Below are 18,907 nucleotides of genomic sequence, written 5' to 3'. Positions count from 1 at the left end.
TATTAGCGCGGGGTTTGTGAATACTAGTAAACTTATTTAGCTTGTAACACAAAGGACTCCGCGCAAATATTGCGTAAGAGAAGAAGGAGACCCAGTAAAATGTTACCACTATAAATATTCATTTTATTTAACTAATTATTCTGCGATTAATTTATCTATACCCACTTTTTATCCTGACCAGCTGGCTGTGTCAACCCCAATTTATTCATCTTTTGTGCAACACTGCAGCTTAAAAGCCTGATTTACTCATCGCTTTTAAGCACAAATAAATCCCCACATGCCCGTACACTGCTGTTTACACGTAATTTATCGTTTATTTTTGACTTTATTAATATGCAAAAAAATGGATTTGAAATTTCTAATATTAATCTGTTTAAAGGAAGGCTTTAGTTATATCTAAGCACAAAGAAGCTTAGCTCTTTACGAGGCTAAGCGAGGAAGATAAACCATGACATGCTTGTTTTAAAATGCAAACAGACTAGGGCAATCAAAGCCATCAAATGATTAGGTAGGAGTGTTTATAAGGAACTAGAACCAGCATTAGCGGCTAAGTAGTCACCGCCAATGCTGCAGATAAGCAGGTTAAGCTAAAGCAATTAACATAGCCTTGAAGGCGAGTGAGTTAATTCTCAATCAAATACTGACTAATTTCATCAAGAAAATCACCGCCGAAGCGACTTAGCTTTCGCTCACCGACACCATTTACTGCCAGCATTTCACCGGCACTGGTGGGCACCATCGCCGCCATTTCCGCTAAGGTGGCATCATTGAACACCAAGTATGGTGGCACATCATGTTTTTCAGCCAGTTCACGACGCAGTAGCTTGAGCCTGGCAAACAATTTACGATCATATTGCTGCGGTGCACGTGATGAACTGGTGCGGCGCTTAGTAGTCACTAATTGAATGCGAGGTTCAGCTAGCTGTAAGCTGGCTTCCCCGCGTAATATTGGTCGTGCTGATTCATTTAGCTTTACTGAAGAGCCGCGAGTAATATCTTGGCTAGCTAAACCTAAATGAATAAGTTGCCTAATCACACTGAGCCAATATTCATGACTGTGATCTTTACCAATGCCCCAAGTGGACAGCTTGTTATGGCCGCGATCCATCACGTTGGCAGCTTTTGAGCCCCGCAATACATCAATGACTTGGTTAACACCGAAATATTGATTGAGTCTAAAAATGCACGACAGCACTTTTTTGGCATCTTCGCTGCCATCATAACGCTTAGGAGGGTCGAGACAAATATCACAGTTACCACAAGGTTTTGAGCCACTTTCATCAAAGTAATGCAGTAATACTTGTCGACGGCAGGTTTGCGCTTCAGCAAAGGCTGCCATGGTATTCATTTTATGTAATTCAACGTCTTGCTGTGGGCCAGGTTCTGATTGCTCAATCAAGTGCTTAACGCGGCCTATATCGGCAGGATCAAACAACATATAAGCTTCGGCATCTAAACCATCACGGCCGGCGCGGCCTGTTTCTTGATAATAAGACTCTACACTTTTGGGGATATCGTAATGCACCACAAAGCGGACGTTGGATTTGTTAATCCCCATACCAAATGCCACAGTGGCGACCACAATATCGATTTTGTCTTTTAAAAACTTATCTTGAATCGTGCCGCGCTCTTGTTGGGTCATCCCCGCATGATAAGCAGCGGCGCTGAAACCTTGCAGTTTCAAACGATCGGCAACTTCATCGACTCGTCTACGGCTACTGCAATAAATGATGCCATTACTGCCTTTTTGTAACTGTAAAAACTGCTTAAGCTGATTAGCCGCATTAAGCTTTTCAACTACGGTATAGCGAATATTGGGGCGATCAAAACTGGATAATAAACAAAAAGGACTGATTTGTAGGCGCTGACAAATACTTTCACGGGTGGCCTGATCGGCCGTTGCCGTTAATGCCATCAGTGGTACATAGGGGAATAACTGCTTTAGTTGACCAAGAGCGGCATATTCAGGTCTAAAGTCATGACCCCACTGACTAATACAGTGAGCCTCATCAATGGCAAATAATGATATCTGCAATTCTTCCATTCGCTCAATAAAATCAGGCCGTAGCAAACGCTCTGGTGATACATAAAGCAGTTTAATTTCACCTTTGTGTAAACGTTTTAGAATCTCAACGGTTTCATCGCGAGGCAAAGAAGAATTCAAATAAGCGGCGGCAACGCCTGACTGAGTCAAGCTATCAACCTGATCTTTCATTAATGAAATCAGCGGCGATACCACAATGGTTAATCCTGGAAGCACCAAAGCCGGTAATTGATAACACATGCTCTTACCACCACCCGTAGGCATAATCACTAGGGTATCTTGGCCACTTAAGGTCTGCTCAATGATCTCACGCTGACCTTCACGAAAGTCACGATAACCAAAAATTTGCTGTAATTGCTGTCCAAGCACATCCTCAACAACAGGAGTTGCAGAAACAATAGCTTGCGCTGGAACTTGAGACTCGACTGGGCTAGAAATAAGATTATCCATCAATAAGGCTTGAGATCTGATGCAGCATTTTAAAGCACTGAGCCGCTTATGTCTGCACACAAACAACAACTGCTCAAATATGCAGCATTGATTTTAGCAAGGCTATTAGGCTAGATTAAATACTCTACAATAATAACAATAGAGAATAGACCGCATATGACCACTGACGTCCAACTGCAAGCATTGAAGCAAGTTGCTGAAATATTTGACCAACATGTGCCATTTCATAATTTATTAGGCTTAGAGATTAAGCGCTATGATGAGAGTGGTGTTGAAGTGATGATTAAAATGAAGCCTGAGCTTATTGGTAATATTCATCAAAATATTTTACACGGCGGAGTGACGGCAACCTTGCTCGATGTAGTTGGCGGGCTGACCTGTTTTGCCGGCTTAGTATCAAGCAGAGACGACTGGACCTTGGAGCAATTACAACAACGTCTAACCACCTTAGGCACTATTGATATGCGGGTTGATTTTTTGCGCCCTGGACGTGGAGAAATATTTACTGGCACTGGTTGCGTCATTCGTTCAGGCAATCGGGTGTCAGTCTGTCGCATGGAATTACATAACGAACAAGGTACCCATATCGCCTTCGGTACTGGGACCTATATGGTGGGTTAACTCATTAGGACTAAATCCATAAAAAACGAACATAAACATAAACTTAAAACATCTTAGCTTGCCGATTTATACCAACTGCGATAATGCTGAGGCTAATTAGTGGATCTTATTGAAAAATGATCCAGCTATTAGCTTGAGAGATCGGCAAAGGCAACCTACAATCGCCCTCTCTTTGTCAGTTGTTTGTGGAAATTCATGCAAGATATTGAAACACGTAAAGGCATTATCCTCGCCATTTGTGCTTATTGCTTATGGGGCATAGCACCACTGTATTTTAAATTACTGGCTGATGTGTCAGCCTTCGAAATCTTGGCTCACCGCGTGGTGTGGTCCTTTATCTTTATCATCATTTTAATGCAGTTTATTGGCGGATTTTCACGCCTAACACTGTTATTGAAAAAGCCAAAACAATTACTGGTGTTGGCGCTGACCTCGGTACTGATTGCACTTAATTGGCTGATTTTCATTTGGGCGATCAACAACGGCCACATGCTCGATGCCAGTTTAGGTTATTTCATTAATCCACTATTTAACGTATTGCTTGGAATGGTATTTTTATCTGAGCGGTTACGAAAATTACAGTGGTTTGCGGTGGCGCTTGCCTGTATCGGGGTGCTCATCCAGCTCATCTCCTTTGGCTCTATCCCATTGGTGTCTTTAGCGCTGGCAGCATCATTTGGTTTTTATGGTTTATTACGTAAAAAAGTCAACATTGATGCTAAAGCGGGTTTATTGGTTGAAACCGCTATTTTACTGCCTGTGGCATTAGCTTATTTAGCCCTAACGCTTGATACCGCATCGGCAAATATGCTCACTAACGATATTGGAATGAACTTAACCTTAGTGGCCGCAGGTATTGTTACCACCATTCCACTATTGTGCTTTGCAGGGGCAGCCATTCGTATCCCATTATCCATGCTGGGTTTTTTCCAGTATATTGGCCCAAGTATCATGTTCATGTTGGCAATATTTTTATTCAAAGAGCCTTTTGATATTGAAAAAGGGGTCACATTTGGCTTTATTTGGAGTGCATTAGTGTTGTTTACCGCTGATATGGCGCTGCAGCGCCGTCGCCGCTTAAAGCAAAGCTAATAGCTATCGCCTTTTCAATGCTTCATTGCCGCAATGGCTTTCATTGCGGCCTCGTTATCCTCTAGGGTTACTAGCATTACATAGCCTCTAGTGGTTGGCAGTAGCAAGGCATCGTCCCTTGTGAGTGACACCAGCGCCTTATCGCCGTTTTTAAGGGTAAACCATCCTAGTGAGTATCCGGCAATGCCTATGCCGTTTGTACGCCACTGTGGCGTTAATTCTAATTCAGTTGTTAAGTCCACTACTCTCACTTGCTGCCAAAGTAATTCATCCGTGTTGAAATCCTGACTGTAAAGGGGGATCGATAACGTCAAAGGCTTATTGTCAGGCTTTAGCGTCAACTGGCTACTATTGGTTTAATACAGGGTCCATGAGAACAGCATAAACAGGAATAAAATAATCCCGTAGCTAACATACAACGCAGTGCTCGGTAATTTCTTTACCCAAATCAGCGCCGTTAGCCCTACTAACCCAACCAGCACCCCGACAAAATTGAACATGCCGTGACTGCTTAATCCTGCTAATGCTATTTCAGTCATTTTTCCTACTTAGTGATGTGTTTTTATAAGGATACATCTTTATTCATTTTTCAATATTATCATAATCTTCATAACATGCTGACCGGCATAGTTTTATCACCCCAAATCTTGCCTAAAAATCAGTAACCATGATGAGTTAACATCTGAAATACACAAAAATGCCACCGTAAAGTAACCTCCACGGTGGCATTGCTATAACGGCACAATCGCAATACAGCTTACAAGTCCAACGCCAGAACTTTTGAATTGCGTTGGAAGTTATACAGCTTCTTTTTTGCGTTAGGCAGCTGTTCAACATCAACAATATTAAAGCCGAACTCCAAGAACCAATGAATACTGCGGGTGGTTAAGGCAAACAGTTTCGAATAACCTCGAACCCGTGCTTGGCCAATAATATTGTTCAGCAACACACTGCCTCTGTCAGCATCACGATAGTCTTGATGCACCACTAAACAGGCAAACTCACCGGCATTGTCTTCTTCAAAGGGATATAACGCCGCGCAGCCAATGACTAAGCTATCGCGCTCAATCAACATAAACTGCTCAATTTCCATTTCCAGCTGCTCACGGGAGCGGCGCACTAGCACCCCTTGCTCCTCTAATGGGCGAATAAGGTCTAATACTCCACCGATATCGCCAATGGTGGCGCGTCTTAAGCGCTCAGCGCTTTCAGTAACAATTTGGGTACCAATACCTTCACGGGAGAACAACTCTTGTAGCAAAGTGCCATCTTCAAGGTAGCTCACCAAGTGACAACGTGGAATGCCATTACGACAAGCATCAATACTGGCCTTTAAAAATGCCATGGTGCCCACACAGGATTTACCCGCCGTTTGCATTTCATCCAAGATGGACTGCGCGCCATTTGGCATCAGCTCAGCAATCACCTCGCCGTCTTTGCCCAAAATGCCGTGGGTATTACTAAAACCAATAATTTTGTCGGCTTTAAGCTTTATAGCCACTTTGGTGGCCACTTCTTCGGCGGTTAAGTTAAAACATTCGCCAGTGACAGAAACCGCAATAGGCCCCATCAATACAATACAATTTTTTTCCAGCTGGCGTTCAATACCTTGAGTATCAATACGACGCACTTTGCCCGTTAGGCAAAAATCCACCCCGTCATCGACTCCCAAAGGCTGAGCAATAACAAAGTTGCCACTGACAAGGTTGATTTGTGCATTTTGCATTGGGGTGTTGCCAAGGCTCATTGACAGCCTTGCTGTAATATCAAATTGCACTGAGCCTGCAACTTGTTTAATCACTTTTAATGAGTCTTCATCAGTAATGCGCACGCCGTTGTGATAACTCGGTTCAATACCCGCACTGTGCATGGCGCTATCAATTTGCGGCCTTGCGCCGTAGACCAACACCACTTTAATCCCTAAGGAGTGCAACAAGGCGACATCGTTTAAGATGCCTCTAAATTGATTATGCAGCAGGGCTTCGCCGCCAAGCATGACAACAAAGGTTTTTCCGCGATGAACATTAACGTATGGCGCTGAATGGCGGAAACCATCAACCAGCTCTGTGGTTCTTAAAGGCACATTAACCCCTAAACAAATAATCAATCAGAACAGTCAGTGATAAAACCACCAACAAATATAATTACGCAATAATATTGCATTTAAATTCACTTTAAAAGCATTTTATCGCATTAGTAATAGTTTTAGACCATAAATAGTGCCTATAAAGCAGTAAATAAGCTCACATAACCGCCAAATAGTTCAAATGGCGTTTATGCATAAGGCGGCAATATAGCGTCAATAAGTGAATAATGAAGACAAAATAAGCGTAACGACCTCTATCACTGTAAGGCGTTGTTTATAAAGCAAGAGAAAAGCATAACTGATTGAAATTGATAACGCGGAGATCTGGATTACATTTTTGACAGGCAAAAAAAAAGCCCCATAAAGGGACTTTTTTAAAAGAACAAAATCAATTACTTGATTTTAGCTTCTTTGTACATAACGTGCTGGCGAATAACTGGATCAAATTTCTTGATTTCCATTTTTTCAGGCATGTTACGTTTATTTTTTTCAGTAGTGTAGAAGTGACCAGTTTTAGCACTAGATACTAATTTGATCTTCTCACGATTACCTTTAGATTTAGCCATTTTCTATTATACCTTCTCGCCGCGGGCACGAAGTTCTTTAACAACAACTTCAATACCTTTTTTGTCGATGATACGGATACCTTTGGTAGATACACGTAGTTGCACGAAGCGTTTTTCTTCTTCTAACCAAAAACGGTGGTTTTGTAGGTTAGGTAAAAAACGACGACGAGTCGAATTTTTAGCGTGCGAACGGTTGTTACCAACCATAGGCTTCTTGCCAGTAACTTGGCATACTCTTGACATGTCAATCTTCTCCAAAAACAATTTTAAAACGCTCGAGCATTTATGTGCCTCGTGTGGCCGTCGCCCGAGGCACAAAGAGGGCGCATTTTATACACGATAACAAAAATAAGGTCAAGCGTTGTTTAATTTATCCACCCGCGTTCAGCAAAAGAAACTATCTCCTGATCGCCTACAACCATATGATCTAAAAGAGAAACATCGATAGTAGATAAGGCTTTTTTTAATCTGTCAGTAATTTGCCGATCTGCCTGACTTGGCTCTGCAATGCCAGACGGGTGATTATGACACACTATGACTGCCGCAGCTTTTTTTTCCAACACCAAGCTCACCACTTCACGTGGGTAGACTGATGCAGAATTAATCGTTCCGCGGAATAATTCTACAAATTGAATCACTCTATGTTGGCTATCCAACAATAGTAATGCAAACACTTCATAGGATCGGTCTGCTAATTGTCTCATTAAATAGTCCCGAGTTAAATCAGGATTTACCAAAATTTGCCCTCTACGCAGATTTTCTTGCGAAATTCGCTTAGAAATCTCCGATGCCGCCTGTAATTGGGCATATTTTACCGGCCCAACACCCGACAATTGGCAAACTTGACTACGCGGTGCACAAAATAAAGCCCTTAATCCGCCAAACTGACCAATCATATCTCGGGCAAGATCGACCGCATTTTGACCTGCTATGCCATTTCGCAGTAAAACCGCCAGTAACTCGGCATCCGATAAATGCCCTGCACCTAAATGTAATAATTTGTCTCTTGGCCCTTCTCCTTCAGGCCAGTCTTTAATCGCCATAAACACTCCTTGTTTAATGTCATCCGTGGTGGGGGCACTCATACTTGTATGAGTAAGTTATAGATAGTGGGTAGCAATAACTTTTTGTAAATAGCGAGTTGTGACCCTTAGTTGTTGTGACCCTTAGCACATCATTATGGTCTATATTTTTAATTTCGGATCATCATCCTTATTTAGATTGTGATATCTTAGCCGCAATATCGCGATGAGCAGGATTGAGCAAAACATGCTGACAAATAAAAAAGTCCTTCTAGGCATAGGTGGTGGTATTGCTGCCTATAAAAGTGCCGACTTAATACGCCGCCTTAAAGAGCGCGGTGCTGATGTTCGTGTGGTCATGAGCCAAAGCGCCATGGAGTTTATTACCCCACTGACAATTCAAGCGCTATCAGGTCATCCTGTGGCCTCAGATTTACTCGATCCAGCAGCTGAAGCCGCAATGGGACATATTGAGCTCGCCAGATGGGCTGATGTGGTTATCGTCGCACCAGCGACCGCTAACCTCATTGCGCGTATTAATGCAGGTATGGCAGATGAACTGTTAACCACCACCTGCCTTGCTACTGAATCGCCAATTATCGTTTGCCCAGCCATGAACCAGCAAATGTATCGCAACCTTGCAACCCAAGAGAACCTTGCCAACATTAAACGTAAAGGCATCACCGTTTGGGGGCCTGCCAGTGGCGATCAAGCTTGTGGCGAAGTCGGCCCAGGTCGAATGCAAGAGCCCTTGGCCATTGCTGAGCAACTGGTGCAGTATTTCGCCCCAGCTGAAAAACCATTAAACGGTTACAAATTGATCCTGACTGCGGGCCCAACCCGTGAAGCAATCGATCCGGTTCGATACATCTCTAACCATAGCTCAGGTAAAATGGGCTTTTCATTAGCCGCAGCCGCAACCCAAATGGGTGCTGAAGTCACCCTCATTAGCGGCCCTGTTAATCTGGCCACACCTTCAGGCGTTAAGCGCATCAATGTCGAATCAGCACAACAGATGTTAGATGCCGTCATGGAAAACATTGAAGACCAAGCAATTTTTATCGGCTGCGCTGCAGTGGCCGATTACCGCATCGCCACCGTCGCTGAATCTAAAATCAAAAAGTCGGCTGAGCATATGCAACTTGCGCTCGTTCGCAATCCTGATATCTTAGCCAGCGTTTCAGCGCTAAAAAATCGACCTTTCACTGTAGGTTTTGCTGCAGAGACCGATAACGTAGAAGAATATGCCCGTGGCAAGCTTGAACGCAAAAAATTAGATCTTATTGCTGCCAATGACGTATCAATTGCAGGTCTAGGGTTTAACGCCGATAACAATGCGCTGCAGGTGTTCTGGAAAGACGGTAGTGAAAAACTACCCGCAACAGACAAACTGACACTGGCAACGCAATTACTTACTTTGATAGCAGCAAAGATTAAAACATCATGAAAACACCTGTAGAACTTAAACTTCTCGACTCGCGTATTGGCAGCGAGTTTCCTTTACCTGCTTATGCCACCCCAGGCAGTGCAGGTATGGACTTACGTGCCATGATTGATACCACTATGGTTATCGAGCCAGGTGAAACCGTATTAATCCCAACTGGCATAGCTGTACATGTTGCCGATCCAAGCTTAGCTGCCGTGATCTTGCCGCGCTCAGGCTTAGGTCATAAACATGGCATCGTATTAGGCAATTTAGTCGGCTTAATTGATTCAGACTACCAAGGCCCCTTAATGGTGTCTTGCTGGAACCGCAGCGATAAAGCCTACAGCATCGAAATAGGCGATCGTTTAGCGCAGTTAGTTTTTGTGCCTGTAGTACAGGCGCAGTTTACCTTAGTCGATGAGTTTGACACCTCAGAACGTGGTGAAGGTGGATTTGGTCATTCTGGCACCAAATAACCTTTACAAGTAGTCACAATCCTAGGAATAAATAATGGCGGCTAGCCCAAAAATAAATCGTCGTGAGCACATTTTACAGTGCCTTGCGCATATGCTGGAAACCAGCCCTGGTCAACGTATTACCACTGCTAAGTTGGCAGCTGAAGTTGGTGTTTCAGAAGCGGCGTTATATCGCCACTTCCCAAGTAAAGCGAGAATGTTTGAAGGCTTGATCGAGTTTATTGAAGATGCGATTTTATCGCGCTTGAATATCATCATGGATGAAGAAAAAGACACCATGAAACGCTGTGAGCTAGTACTGCAACTATTACTGGTGTTTTCAGAGCGTAATCCGGGGATTTCACGAGTCCTCAATGGTGATGCACTTTTAGGTGAAAATGAACGTTTACGCAGCCGCATTAGCGCACTGTTTGCCAAAATTGAAACCCAAATCAAACAAATACTGCGTGAAAAAACCTTACGTGAAGGCAAAGGTTTTAATATCGACGAAGCCATACTTGCCAACCTACTGCTTGCAGTAGCAGAAGGAAGAATCGCTCAGTTTGTGCGTAGTGAGTTCAAACAAAAGCCCACTAAGCACTTCGATGAACAGTGGCAGTTTATTCAGCAGCAACTGTTGAGAAGCTAACCTATTAGCATTGCTAATATCGCTTATTATGGTCGTTGAATTAACACAAAACAACAACATATCTAAAACGCACTTCGGTGCGTTTTTTATTGCCAATAAATTGTATTTGTTAATTAAATGTCGTACTTTAGGTTTAGTTTATCGATAGCTATCGATAAATATTACCACTACAAAAATTAACAAGGATGTTTATGAAACACACTGCTGTTATTGCAGCCTGTCTGCTGGCCTTTATTCCCTCAATATCTCATGCGGCATCATTATCTGATGCGAGCCTTTTCAGTAAAGGGGCAGAGTTTAGCGATGTCAAAATTTCTCCAGAAGGTGATTACCTCAGTGCATTAACTAGCCACAATGGCAAAAAAACCTTAGTTATTTTAGAAACAAAAACCAAAAAACTGCTCAATGCGCTCAACTTTCCAGGTAATGCCGAAGTCGGCAATTATGTATGGGCAAACCATGAACGTATTGTGCTACAAAAAGTCTATTTAAAAGGTTGGTCCGACATCCCACAATATTATGGCGAATTATTTGCTATTAACGCTGATGGCTCACGCAAAAAATACTTATTTGGCTATAACAGTGGCGAGCAACAAACCGGTTCCCATATAAAGAAAAACACCGCTATTAATGCCACTGCATTCATACTTGATCCAATGCCAGAAAACAATAAACACATGCTGGTCAATGCGATACCATGGAGCAGTGCGCTTTCGAGAGGTTATGATAGCCTTCAAGATGTATATCGTGTCGATCTCTATACTGGTAAAAGACGCAAAATCGTTACCTCTCCCATAGGTAAAGCTAGCTTTTTAACCAATCATACAGGCGAAGTAAAATTTGTAGCAGGTATCGATAGTCAAAATAAAACCCAAATATTTTATCGCCATGAAGGCGATTGGCTGAACAGTAGCAAGCTTAATCTTGGTTTGACTGATTTTTATCCCATTTCATTCGCCAATAACCCTGACACCATTTTTGCCGCAGGCAGAGAAGACAATCACACCTTGGGGGTGTATAAAATTGATTTAACTAGCGGCGAAAAGCAACTGGTTGTTCAAGATGAAGATGTTGACCCAAGCAACTATTGGATTAATAAAAAAACCAAACAGCTTTATGCCGTCGAATTCGATAGCGGATATCCAACTTATGCCTTTGTAGATAAACAAGATCCCCACTCCAAACTAGTTAAACAATTGCTGGCATCACTACCTGGACATCAAATCCAAATAGTCAGTGAAACTAACGATGCTAAACTCTCGATAGTTAAAGCCTTTAATGACCGCAACCCTGGTGATTACTACTTATTTGATACCGAAAAAACCAAACTTGAATATCTTTTGTCTGAGAAAAGCTGGCTAAATCCTGATGCCATGGCTGAAGTGAAACCTATCAGCTTCACCAGTCGTGATGGCAAAACGATTTCTGGTTACCTCACCTTACCCGCAGGCAAAGAAGCTAAAAATTTGCCTCTGATTGTTAACCCCCATGGCGGCCCACATTATATCCGCGACAATTGGGGCTTTGACCCACAAAATCAGTTACTGGCGAATCAAGGCATGGCGGTATTACAGGTTAACTTTCGAGGTTCAGGTGGTTTTGGTGGACAATTTCAACAAGACGGTTATCAAAAGTGGGGCTCTGAGATTCAATACGACATCATTGATGGCACCAAATATGTAGTTGACCAAGGTTTTGCAGATAAAGATCGCATTTGTATTGTGGGCGGCAGTTTTGGCGGCTACAGCGCCCTACAAAGTGCCATTATTGAGCCTGATTTATTTAAGTGCGCCATTGGCTTTGCCGGTGTTTACGATTTAGAAATGATGTTTGAAGAAGGTGATGTACAAGAATCTCGAAGTGGCACTAGCTATTTAAAAGATGTGCTTGGGGAAAACCCTCAACAACTTAAAGCCATGTCACCCGCCTTTAATACCGATAAGCTTAAAGCCAGCTTATTACTCGTTCATGGCGGCAATGATGAGAGAGCACCCATTGAGCAGTTAGAATCATTAGAAAAAGGCTTGAAGCAACACAATTATCCCTATGAAAAACTGGTGATGGATGATGAAGGACATGGTTTTTATAACGATGAACATAGAGCCAAGTATTACAATAAGATGATGAGTTTTTTGAAAGATAATCTCAAGTTGTAATTTTAATCGCCCCTAGCAAAGCCGATACTTGACTAAAAAGGTCGGCTTTTTTCATTTCTATAATATTAATTTGATCTAAATCACGTTATTATCCTGTCCCTGATCTTTGACTCAGCGCTTGCCCATAAAGCGTTAACGTCATTTTTAGCATACACTCATTAAGTATTACCCCTGTGGTTGGAGGATAAGATGGCACTAAGTGAAGCCGCGTTAAAAGTTCAAGCAGCACTTACTGAGCAAGGGCTTGAAACCCCCATGTTGCCTCAAACTCGCACACCAGAAGAGCGTAAACAGAAAATTGAGCATCACATGAAAGAAATCCTGACATTAATGTCATTGGATCTCTCTGATGATAGCTTGATGGACACACCACGCCGCATTGCCAAAATGTATGTTGATGAGATTTTCTCAGGGCTTGATTATCAGAACTTCCCTAAAATCACTGTCATCGATAATAAGATGGGCGTTGATGAAATGGTGCGAGTACAAGATATCAGCCTCACCAGTACCTGTGAGCACCACCTAGTGACCATTGATGGCTATGCCACCGTGGCGTATTTACCGCACACTAAGATTATTGGTTTATCGAAAATCAACCGCATTGTGCGCTTTTTTGCCCAGCGCCCTCAAGTGCAAGAAAGGCTGACCCAGCAAGTGTTAGTGGCATTACAAACCTTGCTTGAAACCAAAGATGTGGCGGTAAAAATGGATGCTGTGCATTACTGCGTTAAATCCCGTGGCGTAATGGACTCAACCAGTTCAACCACCACCACAGCGTTAGGTGGGGTGTTCAAATCAAATCCTGCTACCCGCGCAGAGTTTTTACATCAGTCAAAGTGTTAGTAAGCAATCATTAACTCTGCTCACTGCAAGAGAAACACAAAAAAGCCAGACATGATGTCTGGCTTTTGCTTTTTAGCTATTAATACAAAACAGATTAAATACCGTATTGCTCACGATAAGCGCTAACTGAAGCAAGTTCTGCTTCCATTCCTGACTTCTCAGAAAGGTAGTTAATCAAATCACCCAGTTTGATGATTGATACAATGGCGCAGCCAAAGTCACGCTCAACTTCTTGGATCGCTGATAACTCGCCTTTGCCTTTTTCTTGTCTGTCTAGGGCAATCAATACGCCTGCAAGGCTTGCATCATGTGCAGCAATGATTTCCATTGATTCACGAATTGCGGTGCCAGCGGTGATCACATCATCCACTAACATCACTTTGCCCGTCAGCTCGCTACCAACTAATGAACCGCCTTCGCCGTGCTCTTTCTTTTCTTTACGGTTAAAGCAATATGGCACATCTTTATCGTGATGATCGCACAAGGCAACCACTGTGGTCGTTGCTATTGGAATGCCTTTATAAGCTGGACCAAACACTAAATCGTAATCGATACCAGAATCAACTAATGCAGCAGCATAAAAGCGACCAAGACGTGCTAAATCACGACCCGTATTGAATAAACCCGCATTAAAAAAGTATGGGCTAGTACGGCCTGATTTCAGGGTAAAGTCACCAAAGCGTAATACCTGACGCTCAAGCGCAAATTCAATAAACTCACGTTGATATGCTTTCACATTATCTCCTTTATACTGTTATCATTTTTTGTAGAATACATTTTAAAAAAGGGCCCTAATGGGCCCTTAATTCAAATCAATTTTTAGCTTAATGCCGCTTTCTGAATGTCCACGATTTCGCGGATGCCGTGCTTGGCTAACTCAAGTAAGCTTAATAGCTCTTCATGACTGAATGGCTCGCCTTCAGCAGTACCTTGGATCTCAATCATCTTACCGGTTTCTGTCATAACTACGTTCATGTCAGTTTCAGCAGCACTATCTTCGATATATTCTAAATCGCAGATTGGCTCACCTTTATAAATACCAACACTAACAGCAGCAATAAGGAACTTAAGCGGGTTAGTTTTTAAAATACCTTTACCACGAGCCCAGTTCAGCGCGTCAACTAATGCAACACAAGCACCAGTAATAGCAGCAGTACGTGTACCGCCGTCAGCTTGAATCACGTCACAATCGATAACGATAGTGTTTTCACCCAATGCTTTCATATCAACAGCTGCACGTAATGAACGGCCGATTAAGCGTTGGATTTCTTGAGTACGACCAGATTGCTTGCCACGAGCAGCTTCACGTTGCATACGGCTATGAGTCGAACGCGGTAGCATACCGTATTCAGCAGTTACCCAGCCTTGGCCTTGGCCTTTAAGAAAACGTGGTACGCCTTCTTCAAAACTGGCAGTACATAAAACTTTTGTGTCACCAAATTCAACCAACACCGAACCTTCAGCGTGAGCTGTAAATTGACGAGTAATCGTAACTGGACGAGATTGTGCAGGTGTTCTGTCGCTTGGACGCATATGCATTTCCTATAGTGTGGAATTGATGACTTAATTTCGCAGCATATTATAGTGACTTGTTTCAGTGGATGCCACGCTTAACAAAACCCTTATTGGATTTTTATTAACAAAACGGCACACTGAGGGATTAAATATTGTTTAAATGATGTGAGACACATGAAAATTGCCATCTTTGGTGCCGGCTCAACAGGCTGTTATTTAGCAGGTGAACTCAAACTCGCTCTGCTTGATGTCAGTGTTATTTGCCGGCCACGGATTAAACACAGCATTATTGAAAATAACGGTATTCGGCTTACCGACTATCAAGGCTTAGATCAACGCGTCATGCCAGATGCACTGATGACCGATATCAACCCGTCTGTTAATAAGAGCCGTAATAAAAGTGCTAATAAGAGCGGCGATAATGAGCAAACCGCTAAATTCGATGTCATCTTTGTCACCCTAAAATGCCATCAGCTCGCCAGTATCATCGATGACTTATTAGCAATATCAACCCAGCAAAGCGCCATCGTATTAATGCAAAATGGCCTAGGTAGCCTTGAAATTCTTCAGCAAGCTTTTAAAGACCGCAATCAAGTAAGGCAAATCTTTCAGGGCATCACCCCGTTTAATGTATTGCAGCAAGATAACGCCAGCTTTCATAAAGGCACTGAAGGCGTATTTACCTTCGAAACATGCCCGCAAACTCACGCCATTGAAACCGCGATGAACAATGCACAGGCAAATATCAGCTGCACATTAGCAACCGATATGACGGCCATTATTAATGGTAAATTACTGCTCAACCTCAATAACGCCTTAAACGCCATATGTGATGTACCGATAAAGCAGCAATTAACCCAGCGTAAAACTCGAAAACTGCTGGCCATGTCAATGCAAGAGTGGCTTAAGGTCTGCAAACAAGCACACTTACCACTGGCCCAATTCGCCAAAGTTAAACCCTGCTTGCTACCGCTGATTTTATCGCTACCTGATAGCTTATTTAGCGTGATAGCAAAACCCATGTTGGCAATCGACCCTCACGCACGTTCATCGATGTGGCAAGATATACACGCACAGCGCCCCACAGAAATTGATTACCTAAATGGCGCAGTCGTAAAGCTTGGGCTCAACCACCAAGTGGCAACCCCAGTAAACAGCGCCATAGTCGCAGGAATTAAAAAATTAGAGCAAGGCAAGACAATCAGTATCGATGAGATTTACCGCATGATCCGAGCTTAACTCGCACCTATATAGCGCCAGCACTTACAGAAAGTTAGCCCTGATATACCGCTAGCATTGCTTTCAGCTAGATACAAAAAAGCCGAACTCATCACTGCATGCAGCAACCAACTCGGCTTTTTAACGCCTTAAAACAATTAATAGTCGTAAATAGTCTCGCTAAATCTACTTAGTCTTTTTAATCATAGGCAGCACCAACAGCGCCACACCTACCACTAAAAATGGAATACTCAATAACTGCCCTGCACTCATGGTCCAATCTGTGGCATAAGCGGCTTGCTTAACCTTGACCATTTCGATGGCCCAACGTGCGCTGAATACGCTACACAAGAACAGTCCAAAAATAACCCCGTGCTTTTGTTTTAAGTTGGTAAATTTATACACAGCAAACAAAGCAATAAAGATAACTAAATAGCTAATGGCCTCATATAACTGCGCCGGATGGCGCGGCAGCATATCAATACGTTCGAAAATAATGCCCCACGGTTTGGTGGTCGGCAGCCCTAAAATCTCTGAGTTCGCAAAGTTCGCCATCCGTACAAAAAAGCCAAATATCGCAGTGGCAATGGCTAAGCGGTCAAGTAAAAACAAAAACGGCATATCGGTTTTACGCTTGTAATAGTAAAGCGCTAAAATGGCACCTAAACCGCCGCCATGGCTGGCTAAGCCGCCTTCCCAAATGGCCAAAATCTTCATTGGATTGGCAAAATAGTAACTTGGATCGTAAAAGAAACAGTGGGCTAAACGGGCGCCAACAATAATCCCAACCACACTATAAGTCAGTAGATTATCTAACGATGCGACATCCAAACCTTCTTTTTTGTACATGTGCTTCATGACTTGAAAACCACTGGCAATGGCTAACGCAAACAAAGCTCCATACCAATGTACTTGTAAACCCATAAATGAAATTAATACTGGGTCGAGATTCCACACAAAATGGTCCAATTGACTACTCCAAACATTAACAACAACTCACGCAGCAGGCGTGAGCAAATAATTGCCGCTACTATAAACAATTCATCCGCTTAATTCGATGACTATGGTCACCACAGCAGACTATTTCCATGATAGGTAGACGACACTCGTGCCTTAATCGCAATGCTGTGACTGATAAAAGCCGCTTAAGTTGCACACTAACTTGTATAAATAGCCCAAAAGCCAGTTGATAAAACTTGCTAAGCTTTGACCTTCACAATCAGCAGACTATAATCGACACACTATTACGTTGCTAATTAATCAGGGTTCACAATGATCCAAAGTATGACCGCCTACGCTCGTATCGAGCACAAAGCCGATTGGGGCACTGCCTCGTGGGAACTTCGCTCAGTCAATCAACGTTACTTGGAAACCTACTTACGGTTACCAGAACAAATGCGAAGCCTTGAGCCAGTATTGCGTGATCGCCTTCGTAAGCGATTAAACCGCGGCAAGGTTGAGGTCAACTTACGTTATGAACTTTCTGAGTCTGGCAGCAGTGAAATGCGCCTAAACCAAGACTTAGCCAAGCAACTACTTAACGCAGCAGATTGGTTAAAGAAAGAATCTAGCCATGGCGAGCTTAACTTAGCCGACATTCTACGCTGGCCTGGTGTAATGGCAGGTGCCGAGCAAGACATGGGCGACATCAATAAAGACTTACTGGTGGCTTTTGATGGCGCTGTAGCGCAATTTATCGAAGCTCGCGGCCGTGAAGGTGAAGCAATCAATACTATGTTGCAAACCCGCCTAGACCAAATTGTTGAACAAGTGGCCATCGTGCGCGAGCACATGCCAGCCGTGATGCAATGGCAACGTGACAAGCTAACCAACCGTTTAGCAGAAATCACCGGCGAACTTGATCCTGCTCGTATGGAGCAAGAAATGGTGCTACTTGCACAAAAGATGGATGTCGCAGAAGAAATGGATCGCCTTGATGCACACGTTGCAGAAACGCGCTTAATCCTCAAAAAAGGTGGCGCACAAGGCCGCCGCTTAGATTTCATGATGCAAGAGTTTAACCGCGAATCTAACACCCTAGCGTCTAAATCAATCAGTGCAGAAGTCACCGCCGCAGCGGTAGAACTTAAAGTCTTGATTGAGCAAATGAGAGAACAAATTCAGAACGTAGAATAATATTTCCAAGCTTTTCCTCGCTACATCTAAAATCATAAAGCCCCGATTATTGGGGCTTTTTTGTTTCTATCCATTTCCATCCGTTTCCGTTAGTTGTATAGTTTGTGGTGGGCAATGTGGTGGGCATTTACATCACAAAAAATACCAATGGTGGGCAAGAGGACTGTATGGCAACTATCACGGCAAAGCAAATTCAATCATTCGTTAAAGGTGAACCCAAGCGCCACCCTATTGGAGGCGGGCTTTATCTAGTCGTTAGAAATAATGCTACTCCATACTGGATGCTACGCTACACATCGAACGGCAAGCGTAAAGAAATGACAATTGGTCAGTATCCAGATCTTTCGCTAGCAGATGCCAAAGCCGATGCAGCAATTCAAAAACGTGAAGTAAAGACTGGAGCCGACCCACTTATTGCAAGAAGGCGCATCAAAGAACAATCTATTCGTTTAGTCGATGACCTTTTTCAGGATTGGTATGACAACGATATTGGTAAGCGATTAAAGCACCCACGCATCCCTATGCGTGTTTATGTAAAAGACATAAAGCCATCAATTGGTGATATGAAAATTGAACAAGTGAATGCTCGTGATATCAGATCTATCATCGAGGCTGTAACTAATTTTGT

General features: G+C 43.0%; 20 protein-coding genes. 10 read left to right on the top strand and 10 right to left on the bottom strand.

Annotated features, from left to right (window positions below):
- Window positions 1-622: 622 nt before the first annotated feature.
- The gene (gene recQ / locus AB4140_RS17095) at window positions 623-2,494 is read right to left on the bottom strand and encodes a DNA helicase RecQ (protein ID WP_372001899.1); all 1,872 of its coding nucleotides are present in this window, start codon (window positions 2,492-2,494) and stop codon (window positions 623-625) included.
- 156 nt (window positions 2,495-2,650) lie between these two features.
- On the opposite strand from recQ, the gene AB4140_RS17090 reads away from it, so the two are divergent.
- Both AB4140_RS17090 and rarD read left to right on the top strand, forming a co-directional pair.
- Window positions 2,651-3,115: a thioesterase family protein gene (locus AB4140_RS17090; RefSeq protein WP_102476561.1), complete on the top strand. Its 465-nt coding sequence runs from the start codon at window positions 2,651-2,653 to the stop codon at window positions 3,113-3,115.
- Window positions 3,116-3,310: 195 nt separating this feature from the next.
- Window positions 3,311-4,207 (top strand): EamA family transporter RarD, encoded by an 897-nt coding sequence (rarD, locus tag AB4140_RS17085; protein ID WP_102476562.1) that lies wholly within the window; start codon window positions 3,311-3,313, stop codon window positions 4,205-4,207.
- A gap of 14 nt (window positions 4,208-4,221) precedes the next feature.
- On the opposite strand, the gene AB4140_RS17080 is transcribed toward rarD, so the two are convergent.
- The 6 genes from AB4140_RS17080 to radC all read right to left on the bottom strand — a co-directional run bounded on the left by AB4140_RS17080 (window position 4,222) and on the right by radC (window position 7,902).
- Window positions 4,222-4,449 (bottom strand): PH domain-containing protein, encoded by a 228-nt coding sequence (locus tag AB4140_RS17080; protein ID WP_372001897.1) that lies wholly within the window; start codon window positions 4,447-4,449, stop codon window positions 4,222-4,224.
- Between the two features lie 114 nt (window positions 4,450-4,563).
- On the bottom strand, window positions 4,564-4,746 hold the full coding sequence (locus tag AB4140_RS17075) for a hypothetical protein (RefSeq protein ID WP_372001895.1): 183 nt from the start codon (window positions 4,744-4,746) through the stop codon (window positions 4,564-4,566).
- A gap of 218 nt (window positions 4,747-4,964) precedes the next feature.
- The gene (argA, locus tag AB4140_RS17070) at window positions 4,965-6,290 is read right to left on the bottom strand and encodes an amino-acid N-acetyltransferase (RefSeq protein WP_102440197.1); all 1,326 of its coding nucleotides are present in this window, start codon (window positions 6,288-6,290) and stop codon (window positions 4,965-4,967) included.
- 395 nt (window positions 6,291-6,685) lie between these two features.
- Window positions 6,686-6,859 (bottom strand): 50S ribosomal protein L33, encoded by a 174-nt coding sequence (rpmG, locus tag AB4140_RS17065; RefSeq protein ID WP_011494790.1) that lies wholly within the window; start codon window positions 6,857-6,859, stop codon window positions 6,686-6,688.
- A gap of 6 nt (window positions 6,860-6,865) precedes the next feature.
- Complete coding sequence (gene rpmB, locus AB4140_RS17060) at window positions 6,866-7,102, bottom strand: 50S ribosomal protein L28 (protein WP_055025225.1); 237 nt, start codon at window positions 7,100-7,102, stop codon at window positions 6,866-6,868.
- A gap of 122 nt (window positions 7,103-7,224) precedes the next feature.
- Window positions 7,225-7,902 (bottom strand): DNA repair protein RadC, encoded by a 678-nt coding sequence (radC, locus tag AB4140_RS17055; RefSeq protein WP_102440196.1) that lies wholly within the window; start codon window positions 7,900-7,902, stop codon window positions 7,225-7,227.
- A 226-nt stretch (window positions 7,903-8,128) separates the two neighbouring features.
- On the opposite strand from radC, the gene coaBC reads away from it, so the two are divergent.
- From coaBC to folE, 5 genes are all read left to right on the top strand, one after another.
- Window positions 8,129-9,328: a bifunctional phosphopantothenoylcysteine decarboxylase/phosphopantothenate--cysteine ligase CoaBC gene (gene coaBC, locus AB4140_RS17050; RefSeq protein ID WP_372001893.1), complete on the top strand. Its 1,200-nt coding sequence runs from the start codon at window positions 8,129-8,131 to the stop codon at window positions 9,326-9,328.
- Window positions 9,325-9,783 carry a dUTP diphosphatase gene (gene dut, locus AB4140_RS17045; RefSeq protein WP_076538029.1) on the top strand — a complete coding sequence of 153 codons (459 nt, stop codon included), beginning with the start codon at window positions 9,325-9,327 and terminating at the stop codon, window positions 9,781-9,783. Before coaBC ends, dut begins: the two co-directional genes overlap by 4 nt.
- Window positions 9,784-9,817: 34 nt before the next feature.
- Window positions 9,818-10,411, top strand: coding sequence for a nucleoid occlusion factor SlmA (slmA, locus tag AB4140_RS17040; protein WP_076538032.1), 594 nt, complete (start codon window positions 9,818-9,820; stop codon window positions 10,409-10,411).
- 191 nt (window positions 10,412-10,602) lie between these two features.
- On the top strand, window positions 10,603-12,567 hold the full coding sequence (locus AB4140_RS17035; RefSeq protein ID WP_372001891.1) for an alpha/beta hydrolase family protein: 1,965 nt from the start codon (window positions 10,603-10,605) through the stop codon (window positions 12,565-12,567).
- 189 nt (window positions 12,568-12,756) lie between these two features.
- Window positions 12,757-13,410 (top strand): GTP cyclohydrolase I FolE, encoded by a 654-nt coding sequence (folE, locus tag AB4140_RS17030; protein ID WP_372001889.1) that lies wholly within the window; start codon window positions 12,757-12,759, stop codon window positions 13,408-13,410.
- A 94-nt stretch (window positions 13,411-13,504) separates the two neighbouring features.
- Here folE and pyrE read toward each other — a convergent pair whose 3' ends face one another.
- Together pyrE and rph are read right to left on the bottom strand one after the other, a co-directional pair.
- On the bottom strand, window positions 13,505-14,146 hold the full coding sequence (gene pyrE / locus AB4140_RS17025; protein WP_372001887.1) for an orotate phosphoribosyltransferase: 642 nt from the start codon (window positions 14,144-14,146) through the stop codon (window positions 13,505-13,507).
- 83 nt (window positions 14,147-14,229) lie between these two features.
- Entirely contained in the window at window positions 14,230-14,943 is a 714-nt protein-coding gene (gene rph / locus AB4140_RS17020; protein WP_102440192.1) for a ribonuclease PH, read from the bottom strand.
- Between the two features lie 156 nt (window positions 14,944-15,099).
- On the opposite strand from rph, the gene AB4140_RS17015 reads away from it, so the two are divergent.
- Window positions 15,100-16,164, top strand: coding sequence for a 2-dehydropantoate 2-reductase (locus AB4140_RS17015; RefSeq protein WP_372001885.1), 1,065 nt, complete (start codon window positions 15,100-15,102; stop codon window positions 16,162-16,164).
- Window positions 16,165-16,329: 165 nt separating this feature from the next.
- On the opposite strand, the gene lgt is transcribed toward AB4140_RS17015, so the two are convergent.
- The gene (gene lgt, locus AB4140_RS17010) at window positions 16,330-17,112 is read right to left on the bottom strand and encodes a prolipoprotein diacylglyceryl transferase (RefSeq protein ID WP_372001883.1); all 783 of its coding nucleotides are present in this window, start codon (window positions 17,110-17,112) and stop codon (window positions 16,330-16,332) included.
- Between the two features lie 303 nt (window positions 17,113-17,415).
- On the opposite strand from lgt, the gene AB4140_RS17005 reads away from it, so the two are divergent.
- Both AB4140_RS17005 and AB4140_RS17000 read left to right on the top strand, forming a co-directional pair.
- Window positions 17,416-18,279, top strand: coding sequence for a YicC/YloC family endoribonuclease (locus AB4140_RS17005; RefSeq protein WP_372001881.1), 864 nt, complete (start codon window positions 17,416-17,418; stop codon window positions 18,277-18,279).
- Between the two features lie 167 nt (window positions 18,280-18,446).
- Window positions 18,447-18,907 (top strand): Arm DNA-binding domain-containing protein (locus AB4140_RS17000; protein ID WP_372001880.1); only part of this gene is annotated, 461 nt, incomplete at its 3' end.

Origin of the sequence: Shewanella sp. 10N.286.51.B2 (assembly GCF_041469265.1) — a bacterium.
GTDB lineage: Bacteria > Pseudomonadota > Gammaproteobacteria > Enterobacterales > Shewanellaceae > Shewanella.
Note: the sequence above shows the minus strand (reverse complement) of the source record. Positions and strands in the feature narration are given on the sequence as shown.

What these genes read in the sequence shown, in the direction of transcription:
- AB4140_RS17015 (WP_372001885.1), top strand. Translation starts at nt 15,100, where the DNA reads ATGAAAATTGCCATCTTTGGTGCCGGCTCAACAGGCTGTTATTTAGCA.
- AB4140_RS17075 (WP_372001895.1), bottom strand. Translation starts at nt 4,746, where the DNA reads ATGACTGAAATAGCATTAGCAGGATTAAGCAGTCACGGCATGTTCAAT.
- recQ (WP_372001899.1), bottom strand. Translation starts at nt 2,494, where the DNA reads ATGGATAATCTTATTTCTAGCCCAGTCGAGTCTCAAGTTCCAGCGCAA.
- rph (WP_102440192.1), bottom strand. Translation starts at nt 14,943, where the DNA reads ATGCGTCCAAGCGACAGAACACCTGCACAATCTCGTCCAGTTACGATT.
- dut (WP_076538029.1), top strand. Translation starts at nt 9,325, where the DNA reads ATGAAAACACCTGTAGAACTTAAACTTCTCGACTCGCGTATTGGCAGC.
- rarD (WP_102476562.1), top strand. Translation starts at nt 3,311, where the DNA reads ATGCAAGATATTGAAACACGTAAAGGCATTATCCTCGCCATTTGTGCT.
- radC (WP_102440196.1), bottom strand. Translation starts at nt 7,902, where the DNA reads ATGGCGATTAAAGACTGGCCTGAAGGAGAAGGGCCAAGAGACAAATTA.
- rpmG (WP_011494790.1), bottom strand. Translation starts at nt 6,859, where the DNA reads ATGGCTAAATCTAAAGGTAATCGTGAGAAGATCAAATTAGTATCTAGT.
- coaBC (WP_372001893.1), top strand. Translation starts at nt 8,129, where the DNA reads ATGCTGACAAATAAAAAAGTCCTTCTAGGCATAGGTGGTGGTATTGCT.
- folE (WP_372001889.1), top strand. Translation starts at nt 12,757, where the DNA reads ATGGCACTAAGTGAAGCCGCGTTAAAAGTTCAAGCAGCACTTACTGAG.
- slmA (WP_076538032.1), top strand. Translation starts at nt 9,818, where the DNA reads ATGGCGGCTAGCCCAAAAATAAATCGTCGTGAGCACATTTTACAGTGC.
- AB4140_RS17005 (WP_372001881.1), top strand. Translation starts at nt 17,416, where the DNA reads ATGATCCAAAGTATGACCGCCTACGCTCGTATCGAGCACAAAGCCGAT.
- AB4140_RS17090 (WP_102476561.1), top strand. Translation starts at nt 2,651, where the DNA reads ATGACCACTGACGTCCAACTGCAAGCATTGAAGCAAGTTGCTGAAATA.
- rpmB (WP_055025225.1), bottom strand. Translation starts at nt 7,102, where the DNA reads ATGTCAAGAGTATGCCAAGTTACTGGCAAGAAGCCTATGGTTGGTAAC.
- AB4140_RS17035 (WP_372001891.1), top strand. Translation starts at nt 10,603, where the DNA reads ATGAAACACACTGCTGTTATTGCAGCCTGTCTGCTGGCCTTTATTCCC.